Annotated in this window: 13 protein-coding genes; 1 reads left to right on the forward strand and 12 read right to left on the reverse strand. The window is 38.7% G+C overall.

Annotated features, from left to right (window positions below; translation table 11 throughout):
• Positions 1-4: 4 nt before the first annotated feature.
• The 12 genes from prmC to ACFXN8_RS07845 all read right to left on the reverse strand — a co-directional run bounded on the left by prmC (position 5) and on the right by ACFXN8_RS07845 (position 12,412).
• Entirely contained in the window at positions 5-865 is an 861-nt protein-coding gene (prmC, locus tag ACFXN8_RS07790; protein WP_386844119.1) for a peptide chain release factor N(5)-glutamine methyltransferase, read from the reverse strand.
• Positions 852-1,928 (reverse strand): peptide chain release factor 1, encoded by a 1,077-nt coding sequence (prfA, locus tag ACFXN8_RS07795; RefSeq protein ID WP_376073648.1) that lies wholly within the window; start codon positions 1,926-1,928, stop codon positions 852-854. The genes prmC and prfA overlap by 14 nt, the downstream gene beginning before the upstream one ends.
• 203 nt (positions 1,929-2,131) lie before the next feature.
• Positions 2,132-2,704 (reverse strand): thymidine kinase, encoded by a 573-nt coding sequence (locus ACFXN8_RS07800; protein ID WP_376073650.1) that lies wholly within the window; start codon positions 2,702-2,704, stop codon positions 2,132-2,134.
• Positions 2,705-2,822: 118 nt separating this feature from the next.
• Entirely contained in the window at positions 2,823-3,026 is a 204-nt protein-coding gene (gene rpmE, locus ACFXN8_RS07805; RefSeq protein WP_386844122.1) for a 50S ribosomal protein L31, read from the reverse strand.
• A 166-nt stretch (positions 3,027-3,192) separates the two neighbouring features.
• Positions 3,193-3,996: a hypothetical protein gene (locus ACFXN8_RS07810; protein WP_376073652.1), complete on the reverse strand. Its 804-nt coding sequence runs from the start codon at positions 3,994-3,996 to the stop codon at positions 3,193-3,195.
• A 102-nt stretch (positions 3,997-4,098) separates the two neighbouring features.
• A complete protein-coding gene (locus tag ACFXN8_RS07815) occupies positions 4,099-4,230 on the reverse strand; it encodes a zinc-ribbon domain-containing protein (protein ID WP_386844125.1) in 132 nt (43 codons plus the stop codon).
• A 361-nt stretch (positions 4,231-4,591) separates the two neighbouring features.
• Positions 4,592-5,875, reverse strand: a complete 1,284-nt coding sequence (gene rho / locus ACFXN8_RS07820; protein ID WP_049668004.1) for a transcription termination factor Rho — start codon at positions 5,873-5,875, stop codon at positions 4,592-4,594.
• 338 nt (positions 5,876-6,213) lie between these two features.
• Positions 6,214-7,173, reverse strand: coding sequence for a class II fructose-bisphosphatase (gene glpX / locus ACFXN8_RS07825; protein ID WP_376073656.1), 960 nt, complete (start codon positions 7,171-7,173; stop codon positions 6,214-6,216).
• Positions 7,174-7,268: 95 nt separating this feature from the next.
• The gene (locus tag ACFXN8_RS07830) at positions 7,269-8,555 is read right to left on the reverse strand and encodes a UDP-N-acetylglucosamine 1-carboxyvinyltransferase (protein WP_376073658.1); all 1,287 of its coding nucleotides are present in this window, start codon (positions 8,553-8,555) and stop codon (positions 7,269-7,271) included.
• 62 nt (positions 8,556-8,617) lie between these two features.
• Complete coding sequence (gene fsa / locus ACFXN8_RS07835) at positions 8,618-9,268, reverse strand: fructose-6-phosphate aldolase (protein WP_376073659.1); 651 nt, start codon at positions 9,266-9,268, stop codon at positions 8,618-8,620.
• 537 nt (positions 9,269-9,805) lie between these two features.
• Positions 9,806-10,660: a class II fructose-bisphosphate aldolase gene (locus ACFXN8_RS07840; RefSeq protein ID WP_386844129.1), complete on the reverse strand. Its 855-nt coding sequence runs from the start codon at positions 10,658-10,660 to the stop codon at positions 9,806-9,808.
• Positions 10,661-12,052: 1,392 nt separating this feature from the next.
• Complete coding sequence (locus tag ACFXN8_RS07845) at positions 12,053-12,412, reverse strand: response regulator (protein ID WP_386844131.1); 360 nt, start codon at positions 12,410-12,412, stop codon at positions 12,053-12,055.
• Between the two features lie 155 nt (positions 12,413-12,567).
• Between ACFXN8_RS07845 and ACFXN8_RS07850 the strand changes: the two genes are divergently transcribed.
• A complete protein-coding gene (locus ACFXN8_RS07850; protein WP_376073667.1) occupies positions 12,568-13,098 on the forward strand; it encodes a DUF2529 family protein in 531 nt (176 codons plus the stop codon).
• Positions 13,099-13,116 lie beyond the last annotated feature (18 nt).

Here is a 13,116-nt window from a genome sequence, read left to right on the forward strand (position 1 = left end):
TACTTTATACATGAATTTCACAAAAAATCATTCGAGGCTTACCGTTTATATCTTTTTCTATCGAAATTGTAGCCTGTGGAAAACTATTTTTAAAGAATTGAGCCACCTGCTCTCCTTGTGTATAACCGATTTCAAGACCAATGAGGGCTGGTTTATTCATAAGGGGTGGAAGCTGTTCAGCCAATTTTCTATATAAAATAAGTCCGGCTTCTTCTGCAAAAAGAGCACTATGTGGTTCATGCTCTAGCACGGTATTTGACATCTCTTTTGCTTCATCAAAAGCAATATACGGTGGATTCGATAAAACGATATCAAATTTCTCACCTGATAGAGGTTTCGTTAAATCCCCTAGTCGAAAATCAATATCCGCCGCTAACCTTTGTGCATTTTCTTGTGCCGTAGATAAAGCAGCTTCGGATAAATCAGTGGCTACGACTGTTAGCTCTGGACATTCTAGCTTCATAGAAAGAGCAATTGCACCACTACCGGTACCGATATCTGCAAGCTTCAATATTTGATTTTTAAATATTTTGTTCATACGATTGATCGTTCCAAGCACTAATTCCTCGGTCTCCGGTCTAGGAATAAGTACTGACTCATCGACCATAAATGAACGACCATAAAATTCTTCACTACCGACGCAATACTGTACTGGTCTTCCACTCGCATGCTCTTCGATGAGTTCTTTAAATTTCTCTTGTTGTTCAGTTGTTAATTCGTCTTGAAGGTGTAACATTACTTCTGAATAGCTTGTGCCAAGTACATGCTGCATGACAATACGTGCTGCTGTTTCCTCACGACCATTATCCACTAAAAAAGAAGAAGCCCATTGAAGGGCCTCCATTACATTATTATAGGTCATCATTTAATCGCTCTAACTTCGATGCTTGCTCTTCTAAAATGAGCGTATCAATGATTTCGTCTAGTCTACCTTCGACGATTTGGTCTAGTTTTTGAATCGTTAAACCAATACGGTGGTCTGTTACTCGGTTTTGTGGATAATTGTATGTGCGAATACGCTCAGAGCGATCGCCTGAACCTACAGCTGATTTACGTGTAGCATCGATTTCTTTTTGTGCTTCTCGCATATACATATCAGCAACACGAGCACGCAGAATTTTCATTGCCTTTTCGCGGTTTTTAATTTGTGATCGTTCATCCTGCATCGATACAACAACACCTGTCGGTAAGTGAGTCATACGTACAGCTGACATCGTTGTATTTACCGATTGACCACCGGCACCAGAAGATGCGAATGTATCCACTCGGATATCTTTCTCATGGATTTCAACATCTACTTCTTCAACTTCAGGTAAGCAAGCTACTGTTGCTGTCGATGTATGAATACGCCCTTGAGATTCTGTTGCAGGTACACGTTGTACACGGTGTGCGCCATTTTCAAATTTGAATTTTGAATATGCTCCTTGACCATTAATCATAAAAATGACTTCTTTATAGCCGCCCATTGCGTTTGGCGTCGCTTCCATTATGTCAATTTTCCAGCCTTGTGTTTCTGCATAACGAGAGTACATACGGAACAAATCACCCGCGAAAATATTTGCCTCGTCTCCACCAGCTGCCCCACGAATCTCCATAATAACGTTTTTATTATCATTAGGATCTTTTGGAATTAATAAAATACGTAAACGTTCTTCTAACTCCTCTTGCTGTTCTTTAAGAAGGTTAAATTCTTCTTTCACCATCTCATGCATATCAGGATCTTTTTCATTATCTAGCATCTCACGTGTATCAGCTAATTGCTCTTTTACACTTTTATATTCACGATAAGCATCTACAGTTTCCTGGATATCTGATTGTTCTTTGGAATATTCACGTAATTTTTTACTATCATTCACAATATCGGGATCACTTAAAAGCTCTGTTAACCTTTCGTAACGATCCTCTACTGCTTGTAATCGATCGAACATGGATTTCACCTCTATTTAGTTTTTTATGAAGTTTGCTCTGTTGTAACTGTCGTATCGTTACTGAAAAAGAGAAACTCTAAATTAGAATTACGCTAAGCGCGTAAAGATTTTTTATAAATATTTTTTATTTCCACTACTTAGTATAAGGAAATTTCCGCACGTATGCTACTTTTTCTTAGCCCTATCAACTGAGCCGTTTTACGTTATAGTGGCGGATGTGCGTGACACTTTCGACAAACTGGATAATAGGAATCATTCCCGCCAATTTGAATTTGATCACCAGTATAAACAGGCTTTCCACTTTCATCAACACGCAAATTCATTGTCGCCTTTTTTTGACAGAACCAGCAAATTGTTTTCATTTCCTCAATCTTATCTGCATATGTAAGCATGTACTGACTGCCTTCAAATAGCTCATTTTGGAAATCGTTTTTTAGACCAAAGCCCATAACTGGAATATCTAACTCATCTACGATATATGCTAACTGCAAAACATGCTCTTTTTTTAGAAATTGTACTTCATCAACAAGCACACAATATGGTTTTACAGCATTGTTTTTTACTAGTTCAAAAATATTTGTATCATCATTAACAGGAATGGCTTGTTGACGTAAGCCTACTCGACTTGAGATATAGCCTACTTCATCTCGCGTATCTATGCCTGGTGTAAACATCATTACAGGTTTTTGTTGTTCTTCATAGTTATGCGCAACTTTTAGAATTTCTATGGATTTACCACTGTTCATTGCGCCATGTTTAAAATATAGCTGTGCCAATTTGTCTTCTCCCTTTCTTCATGTCGATCTGGATACTGAAAAGACTCGCATCAGGGTTTCTTTATTATACTGAAAAAAATACCTGCCAAGCACATGCTTGGCAGGTATTAAACTAACATTAGTTTTTAAGACCGTATTTTTTGTTGAAACGATCCACGCGACCATCAGCAGACGCGAATTTTTGACGGCCAGTATAGAATGGGTGACAGTCGTTGCAGAACTCGACAATGATGTTTTCTTTTACTGAACCAGTTTTGAAAGTATTACCACAAGAGCAAGTTACTGTTGCTTCTTTGTAATCTGGATGAATTCCTTGTTTCATATTCGTTTTCTCCTCTCGCCCTGAACCATCTGGAACAGAGTATTATCGAACTGTACCTTACCTAGCCCGAATATGTCGGCTACATATGTACACGTTGCATACTTAGCAATAATACCATATGAAATATACAATTGACAATAGTTTTGAGTGTATTAACGATCAGTTATTAAAAAAATTTAAACACTTCACCTATTGCAGAGTCTATTATAAATGAAAAAACAATCGAAGATAAAATACATGTTACTACTAAATAGAAAATAAAACCGTAAAAACTATCAATATTTTTAGATTTATTACTTAACAACTTAATCATTACAAACATAGGGATGATACCAATAGCTAAAGCAAATCCAATATATATCATCATTGTTGAATACGAAAATGATTTCAACAACCCTAATAAAATACTTAAAACCATAATAGCTATAGGTAGTGTATAATAGTTTCCTATTTTACTAATAACATTTGTAAAACTTAGACTTTCTGAAAATAGTTTTGCCGTTAAAAATATAGCAAAGATACTTATTGCTATTAGTAAAGAAATAAATAAAGACATGTAAAAAAATACTTGCATGAAGGATGGGCCAAAGCTTTCAAAGAAACCAAATCCTCCAGAAAAGAATCCTTTTATTAATGTGAATACTGATAATGCTGTTAATACAACATAGATAATCATACTAATAAAACTATTTTTCCAAGTAGCTTCTACATTAAAATTTGCGGATGGCATTTTTAATTGTTCTAAAAAATAATTAAAGTATAACTTAGATTGCTTTTTAATTAATTCAATTTGCTCATTACTTTGCGTAGTTCCCTGAGCAGTCTGCGCATATTGCGATTGTGGTTGTTCATCACTCATGCTACTCGTTGTTGCTGCTTGTTCATGTGCAGCATTTTCAAATGGCGCTCCACATTTCCCACAAAATCTTCCTTCATCTTGTGCATGACCACATGCTAAACAGTTTTTCATTTGTACACCTCATTAACTTTTTGTCTTTTTCGCATCTAAGTTGTCCATTTTCAAACGAAAAGACATATTTCTTTTTTATGTTCATCATCAATGAAACCTTCTTTATATCCCGGTTACAGCTTTACCACAGTATGCACAAAACGATACTTCCTCACTATTTCGCTCCCCACAATTTGTGCAAAATTCCACTAATAATACCCATTCACTATATATTATAACAAAATTATACAACACAAAATTATAAAATAATACATTTGATTACTATAATTATTCATACCTTTCTTTATTTTTGGGAATCAAACTCTGTAAAAGTATAAATATGATTCCATATATAAGTTGATCTTCGTTCCGACTGGGCGACTCCTTGGGGATCAGCGTCACGTCCTGTGATAACGCCTTCGTGTTGGCCCCAGCGGCTCATCGGACAATCAACTCCACGTTATTGTGATGAATTCATTTTTAGATGAATACTTTGAAGATTTATCGGAACAATTTTAACTTTTATCGGAATATTTTCTCGTTTTATCGGAATATTACCGCACGGTATGGTAAAAAAAATCACCATCGACTATCGCTAGTCAATGGTGATTCATGTTTATAGTAGACCTTTACCTTTAGTAGCTTTTTTCATATCTTCATTTAACTTTTCAAAGAATTCTTCATTTGATTTTGTCGTACGTAATTTTTTCATGAAGCGCTCCGCAAAATCAGGTGCGTCCGAGAATGTTTTACGAATTGCCCATAGCTTTTCAAGTTGCTCAGGCTCAAGAAGAAGCTCTTCCTTACGTGTACCTGAACGGCGGATATCAAGCGCAGGGAAAATACGACGCTCTGCTAATTGGCGATCAAGATGAAGCTCTAGATTACCTGTTCCTTTAAATTCCTCATAAATGACCTCATCCATACGAGATCCTGTATCCACTAAAGCTGTAGCTAAGATTGTTAAACTACCGCCTTCTTCAATATTACGTGCAGAACCGAAGAATCGTTTTGGTCGATGGAAGGCAGCAGGATCAATACCACCCGAAAGTGTACGACCGCTCGGAGGAATAACTAAGTTATACGCTCGTGCTAAACGTGTAATAGAATCCATTAAAATAATAACATCACGCTTATGCTCAACTAAGCGGCGTGCACGTTCTAACACAATTTCTGCAACTTTCACATGATTTTCTGGAACCTCATCGAAAGTCGAGCTCACTACATCTGCATTCACTGAACGTTCAATATCAGTTACTTCCTCAGGGCGTTCGTCAATAAGTAATACAATTAACTCTGCATCTGGATAATTGGTTGTAATTGAATTCGCGATTTCTTTTAATAATGATGTTTTCCCTGCCTTTGGTGGTGCAACGATCAATCCACGCTGCCCAAACCCTACAGGTGCTACTAAATCCATAATACGAGTCGATAAATTGCGTTGTGTTGTTTCAAGCTTAATTTGTCGATCAGGATATAAAGGTGTTAATGCAGGAAAATGCACACGTTCCTTAGCCACTTCTGGGTCTTCGCCGTTCACAGCATCTACCTGTAGCAGTCCATAATAGCGTTCATTTTCTTTAGGTGGACGTACTTTACCAGACACCTTGTCCCCATTTCGTAGGTCAAAGCGACGAATCTGAGAAGCAGAAATATAAATATCCTCTTTACTTGGAGAGTAGTTAATTGGTCGAAGGAAGCCAAAGCCTTCTTGCGAAACAATTTCTAGTACACCTTCCATAAAGAAATAGCCTTCTTGCTCCGAACGTGTTTTCAAAATAGCAAATATTAATTCTTTTTTCGTTAGCTTGCTATAATATGAAATTTTATATTGGCGTGCAAGGGCGTAAAGCTCCTTTAACGTCATGTTTTCTAATTGAGCGATTGTCAATGCAGACATATGCACAACTCCAGTCTTTTTCAAAATATAATTTCATTTTTGGGGTATCATAGAAGTTTTTTGCGATAGGCTTAGTGATCCATATCGCCTTGGCGTAATTTGTTACACTTTGCTTTCATTACAATAGCATTTTGCTAAATGAAGATAAAGTTAATTTTTTCGTACCTGTCAGCATTTTCAGTTGTTCGTTAGAAATTAAGCAGGGCGATAGATACTTCAATTAACTAGGCAAAACATTGAAGCATAACATAGCCTTATAAAACTATGGGATGGTTGAAAATTTAGAAGAAGGTACCTAGTGCAAAAAAGATGCACTAGGTATATTTTAGAAGAAAATTTTATTTATAGCTAGGTTTTTTATCAAGAGCGTGACGACCTTCTACAAATCGCACAGTTCCAGATTTAGCTCGCATAACTACTGAATGTGTTAATGCGTAGGCTCCTTTATACTGAACACCTTTTAATAACTCACAATCTGTTACAGCAGTTGCTGCAAAAATAGCATCGTCACCTTTAACTAGGTCATCTAAATAAAGAACTTTTTCTACGTCTACACCCATTTTTTTGCAGCGTTCTAACTGTTCATCATCTTCTGGCACTAGCTTCGCTTGGAAGTCTCCACCTAGACATTTTAATGCAACAGCTGAAATAACACCCTCTGGTGCACCACCTGTACCAAACATAATATCAATGCCAGTTTCATCAAAAGCAGTATTGATAGCTGCTCCAACGTCACCGTCTTGAATAAATTTAATACGTGCTCCAGCTTCTCGGATTTCATCAACAATTGCTTGGTGACGTGGTCGATCTAAAAGTGTAGCTACTACGTCTGAAATATCTTTATTTTTAGCTTTTGCTACCTGTAATAAATTATACGTAACAGAAGCGTTAATATCTACCTTACCAGCCGCTTCTGGTCCTACTGCAATTTTCTCCATGTACATATCAGGCGCGTTTAACAGGTTACCTTTATCTGCAATAGCAAGAACTGTCATTGCACCATTTGTACCCTTCGCTACAATATTTGTACCTTCTAATGGGTCAACTGCAATATCTACTTGAGGACCACCATTGCGTAAGCCAAGCTCTTCACCAATATAAAGCATTGGTGCTTCATCCATTTCGCCTTCACCAATCACTACTGTAGCATGCATTGGAATTGTATCGAACATTGCGCGCATCGCTGTCGTTGCTGCATCATCTGCCTCAATTTTTAAACCGCGACCCATCCATTTCCCGGATGCGATTGCTGCTGCCTCTGTTACTCGTACTACTTCCATCGATAAACTACGTTCCATTGTCTTATTTGCCTCCCGTTATCGGCATATTTCTTCGCCGAAACATTCAAATTACCTCTATTGTAACATAGTTAGTTCAAAACTTTTAGCTCTCATTATTCCTTTGTCTCTGCTACGCGTGCCATTATTGTTTCACGTCGAATATCAGCGCCTAAATCACGTAATTTCTCAATAAGTGAGCTATAGCCACGCTCAATATGATAGATATCGTGAATTTCTGTTTCGCCTTCCGCTAAAAGGCCTGCTAATACTAATGCGGCACCAGCACGAAGGTCTGTAGCGGTTACAGTTGAACCTTGTAATTTACTAGGGCCTGTAATCATAGCTGTATTTCCTTCAACGCGTGCATTGGCATTCATACGACGAAGTTCATCAATATGCTTAAATCGAGCTGTATAAATTGTATCTGTTACCTTTGAGGAACCAAATGCTTGAGACATTAATACAGAAAGTGGTTGCTGAATATCCGTTGGGAACCCAGGATACACTAATGTTTTTACATCAACGGCTTGCAATGTGGTAAGGTCTGTTTTTGGCACAAAAATACTTTCTTCACCGATTTCGATTTTTACGCCCATTTCACGAAGTTTTGCAGTAATCGCCTCTAAATGCAATGGAATTACATTATCAATAGTGATGCCTTCACCTAAAGCGGCAGCCATGATCATAAACGTAGCAGCTTCAATACGATCCGGAATAATCGTATGCTCCGTACCATGAAGCTCCTCTACGCCTTCAATACGGATAACACTTGTACCCGCACCTTTAATATTAGCTCCCATGTTAGTAAGAAGGGTTGCTACATCAATAATCTCCGGTTCTTTTGCTGCATTTTCAATAACCGTACGTCCTTTTGCAAGAACAGCAGCTAACATAATATTAATGGTTGCTCCCACACTGGCAACGTCTAAATATATTTTGGCACCAATTAATTCATCAGCACGTAAATAAATCGCTCCATGCTCATTCGTGATTTTCGCACCTAATGCCTCAAAGCCTTTAATATGTTGATCAATAGGACGCGGCCCTAAAAAGCAGCCTCCCGGTAAACCGATCACAGCTTTTTTAAAGCGACCAAGCATTGCTCCCATTAAGTAATAGGAAGCACGAAGTTTTTTCACGTTGCCGTTCGGTAATGGCAACGCAATCATATCTGTTGGATCAATTGTCATTACGCCATCCTCAAATGACACTTCTCCACCGATTTCCTCTAATAATGCCTTTAACGTCCACGCATCAGAAATTTCTGGTAGCCCTCCAATTGTCACTGGAGAGTTCGCCAAAATTGATGCTGGAATCAAGGCGACTGCACTATTTTTTGCACCACTAACTTTTATTGTACCCTTTAGACGATTTTCGCCTGTAATTTTGTAAACATCCATTTCGCTTTCTCCCTCATGATTGGAAAGTAATTTTTCTGCAATTGGCTCACTATATAATCTTATTATTCGCCTTTTCTCTTATTCCAATCCGCTAAAAATCCTTCAATTCCTTTTTCCGTTAATGGATGGTTGAAAAGTTGCTTTAATACTTTAAAAGGAGTAGTCGAAATATGTGCACCAGCAAGTGCTGCAGCTGTTACATGTTGTGGATGACGAATAGATGCAGCAATAATTTGCGTATCGATATTATGGATTGTGAAAATATCTGCAATCGTTTCAATTAGTTCTACACCGTTTTGACCCATATCATCTAAACGACCGATAAATGGTGATACATATGTAGCACCCGCACGAGCAGCCATTAATGCTTGGTTGGCACTAAAGATTAATGTTACGTTCGTTTTAATACCTTTGTCTGCAAAGAAGCGACATGCCTCTAAGCCAGCTGGAGTCATTGGCAGTTTAACTGTAATATTCGGAGCAATTGCAGCCAATTCTAAGCCTTCTTTAATCATACCTTCCGCATCTAGAGCAATTACTTCCCCGCTCACTGAGCCATCTACAAGCTCTGTGATTTCACGAAGTCGATCATGGAAAGAAACATTCTCTTCTCTAGCAACTAACGATGGGTTTGTTGTAACACCTGATAAAATCCCCCATGCGTGTGCTTCTTTAATCTCTTCAAAGTTTGCTGTATCAATGAAAAATTTCATTATATTTCCTCCTGATCACTGTTTTGGCTCATTACCATAACGTAGGGTTGATTTCCGTACCGGCTGGGCGCTTTGTTGTTGCTGTCGCTACGCTTTCGCACAGATAAAATATTTGTTGCTGTCGCTACGCTTTCGCACAGATAAAATATTTGTTGCTGTCGCTTCGCTTTCGCACAGATAAAATATTGTTGCTGACGCTTCGCTTTCGCACAGAGCAAAGCTTCCTGGGGACGTCCGATGAGCCGCTCAGGCCTACACGATGTAGGTCACGAAGGCGTTATCACAGGACGTGATGGTTTTAGCCTTCGTTCCTCTATTGCTAATCCCCAAGGAGTCGCCCAACCTTCACTCCAATCAACTTATTTACATAGTATACGTTTTAACAAATGTCATCCCCAACTTTTGGTGATGAGCCTTATATTAGAATTTTCGCCAAAAATTTTTTATTTCAAAAACAAGAGAAGGTCGATAACAACATCAACACTTCTCTTAGTATGTGTATTCATCTCTGCTTTTTTAGCATATTAGATACTAAAATTATGCTTTTTGCGCACTACCAAATTCACGGATTTTCCCAATAACTGTTGCTTTAATCGCTTCACGTGCTGGAGCAAGGAATTTACGAGGATCATAAACAACTTTATCATTATCAAGAACTTCACGGATTACTTTTGTAGCAGCAATTTGATTTTCAGTATTAACATTAATTTTTGCTGTACCTAATGAAATTGAACGTTGAATATCTTTTGTTGGAATACCTGTACCACCATGTAATACTAATGGAAGATCTGCTAAATTTGAGATTTCTTCCATTTCTTTAAAGCCTAAGTTTGGTTCTCCTTGGTAAGGACCATGTACAGAGCCAAGTGCTGGTGCTAAGCAGTCGATATCTGTTAGCTCAACCATTTTACGGCATTCCTCTGGATCAGCGTACATAATACCACCGATTACGCCATCCTCATCACCGCCTACTGTGCCAAGTTCAGCTTCAACAGAAACATCTTTCGAATGAGCATACTCAACTACTTTTGAAGTAGTCGCAACATTTTCCTCGAATGGATGATGAGAAGCATCAATCATAACGGAAGTAAAGCCCGCATCAATTGCTTCTTTACATTTTTCAAAGCTTGAACCATGGTCAAGATGAATAGCTACAGGTACCGTAGTGCCATAAGATTCCATTAAACCTTTTACCATGTGTACAACGGAGATAAATCCGCCCATATATTTCCCTGCACCTTCAGAAACGCCTAGAATAACTGGAGATTTTTCCTCTTCAGCTGCTTGTAAAATTGCTTGAGTCCACTCAAGGTTGTTGATGTTGAACTGACCAACCGCATAACCTTCTGCTTTTGCTTTAATTAACATCTCTTTCATAGATACTAATGCCATACTAAAAATCCTCCTCTTAGGACTATTCTTTCTACATAGATATGCTATTTAATCATAGCAAAAACAAAGTAACCTGAAAAGCATTTCAGGTTACTTTGTTTTCTGCACGTAAGCGGAGTGCAACGTAGCGGCAGTGCCCAACCGTAGTGTAGTGCAACGGAACGAAGGTTTAGCCCCTGAAAAGCAGGGGCTGTTATTTTCTACGCGAAAGCGAAGTGCAACGTAGCGACAGCGTCTTCTTTTCTGCACGTAAGCGAAGCGACAGTGCCCAACCGCAGTGTAATGCAACGCAACGAAGGTTTAGCCCCTGAAAAGCAGGGGCTGTTATTTTCTACACGAAAGCGGAGTGAAACGTAGCGACAGTGCCCAACCGTAGTGTAGTGCAACGCAACGAAGGTTACGCGACAGCGTCTTCTTTTCTGCACGAAAGCGAAGCGGCAGTGCCCAACCGTAGTGTAGTGCAACGCAACGAAGGTTTAGCCCCTGAAAAGCAGGGGCTGTTATTTTCTACACGAAAGCGGAGTGCAACGTAGCGCCAGTGTCAACCGTAGTGTAGTGCAACGCAACGAAGGTTACGCGAAAGCGGAGCGACAGCGTTTTCTTTTCTGCACGAAATCGAAGCGGCAGTGTCAACCGTAGTGTAGTGCAACGGGACGAAGGTTACGCGAAAGCGGAGCGACAGCGTCTTCTTTTCTGCACGTAAGCGAAGCGACAGTGCCCAACCGCAGTGGAGTGCAACGGAACGAAGGTTTAGCCCCTGAAAAGCAGGGGCTGTTATTTTCTACACGAAAGCGGAGTGAAACGAAGCGGCAGTGTCAACCGTAGTGTAGTGCAACGCAACAAAGGTCCAGTGGCTGGAACAAAACTGGTCAAAACCTTAAAAAGCGCGAGAAATCAAATTAGAAACGTTGATTTCTTGCGCTTTTTTGATGTTAAATTTTACGTAAAAAAATATGCTTATGTCATAAGCGACGCAAATTATCAGTGCGGTCAGATAGTGTTGCATGAAGGTAGATGTCGATATTTTTCGAAAGTTGGTTGATAAATTTAAAAAGTTGGGTGATAAATCGAGAAAGTTGGTTGATAAATTAAAAAAGTTGGTCGATAAATCGAGAAAGTTGGTCGATAAACAAACAATCAAAAGTTCTCGATAAATCTCAAAACTGCAGCTCATTAAAGATTTTTGTCGCTGTCATTGCGCTGCGCTGCAGAAAAATAAAAGCGGCTCGTCGGACGCTCTCTGAAAAGCGCCCAGTCGGAACGGAAATCAACCCCACGTTATAGTGATGAGCCATTTATTGTGGAAGCAAAATGATAGTGAAACGGTGGAAAACTTCTACTAATCGTATAATAACCATAAAAAACAGGCTGTGTTGACCACTGCCTGTTCATCTAAACACTTAATATTTTATTAACCTCATCACGCACTTCAAAAATATCAAAAGGCTTAGTAAAATATCGAATTGCTCCTAAATCTAATGCCTCCTGTACAACGTCCAATTCACCATATGCTGTCATCATGAAAACCGGGAGTTGTGGCCACTTCTCTTTTAAGCGCTTTAAAATTTCTATGCCATCCATCCCTGGAATTTTCATGTCTAATAGGACACAATCTATTTCCTCCTCCTCAGCATACTTCAGTGCTTCGATACCATTTGCAGCTAAATATGTACCATAACCTTCTTTTTTCAACACTTCATTTAAAAGTAAACGAATTCCTGGTTGATCATCGACAATTAGTAATCGTTTCACATTTCATTCCGCCCTTTTCGAGTTATTATTCTTACGTAAAATTCTCTCTATTATGTATTATTCTCCTTTAACCTATTAATACCTTCTAGTATTATAAATTATCTGCTTTTGCTTTATGCTCTTTTCAAACCTATAATATTGATTGAGGTGGGACCATGTCAAAAATTCTAACAACACAATTGAGTGGATTATTACAAAGAATAACACAAAATGAAGAAGAAGCTATTGAAGAAACAGCGCGATTACTTGCACAAGCTGGTATTAGTGAAGGTAATGTCTATTTCGCATGCTTTGGCGAAATGCAAATTGTCGAATTAAACGCATTTCAAGCTGTAGAACGTTTTACGAAGTTAGTCCCTTGGACAAAAGATACAGTTATCACGGAAGCGGATCGTGTTTGCATTTTTACACGTAGCGCACACGATGAGGATGCATTAGCATTAGCACAGCAATTAAATAATCAGTTTATTCCATTTGCAGCCGTTGCTAGCGAAGTTGCTAATTCCGAAAATCCACTAGCAGATTTAGCGTATACGTATATTTCAACACGCATGCGAGGTGGTTTATTACCGAACGATTTAGGAAAGCGCATAGTTGTACCACATGCTATTGCTGCCCTTTTTGTTTATGAAGCCGTAAAAATTGCGTATGATGAAATGCTTGGTCTTGATGACGAAGAGCTATAAAGAATCTATAAAAAGAGT

The sequence above is a fragment of the Lysinibacillus sp. NPDC059133 genome (genome assembly GCF_042755925.1).
Lineage (GTDB): Bacteria > Bacillota > Bacilli > Bacillales_A > Planococcaceae > Lysinibacillus.

Coding starts and splice junctions, on each gene's coding strand:
- prmC (WP_386844119.1), bottom strand. CDS start 865: ATGATGACCTATAATAATGTAATGGAGGCCCTTCAATGGGCTTCTTCT.
- prfA (WP_376073648.1), bottom strand. CDS start 1,928: ATGTTCGATCGATTACAAGCAGTAGAGGATCGTTACGAAAGGTTAACA.
- rpmE (WP_386844122.1), bottom strand. CDS start 3,026: ATGAAACAAGGAATTCATCCAGATTACAAAGAAGCAACAGTAACTTGC.
- ACFXN8_RS07810 (WP_376073652.1), bottom strand. CDS start 3,996: ATGAAAAACTGTTTAGCATGTGGTCATGCACAAGATGAAGGAAGATTT.
- rho (WP_049668004.1), bottom strand. CDS start 5,875: ATGTCTGCATTGACAATCGCTCAATTAGAAAACATGACGTTAAAGGAG.
- glpX (WP_376073656.1), bottom strand. CDS start 7,173: ATGGAACGTAGTTTATCGATGGAAGTAGTACGAGTAACAGAGGCAGCA.
- ACFXN8_RS07830 (WP_376073658.1), bottom strand. CDS start 8,555: ATGGATGTTTACAAAATTACAGGCGAAAATCGTCTAAAGGGTACAATA.
- fsa (WP_376073659.1), bottom strand. CDS start 9,268: ATGAAATTTTTCATTGATACAGCAAACTTTGAAGAGATTAAAGAAGCA.
- ACFXN8_RS07840 (WP_386844129.1), bottom strand. CDS start 10,660: ATGGCATTAGTATCTATGAAAGAGATGTTAATTAAAGCAAAAGCAGAA.
- ACFXN8_RS07850 (WP_376073667.1), top strand. CDS start 12,568: ATGTCAAAAATTCTAACAACACAATTGAGTGGATTATTACAAAGAATA.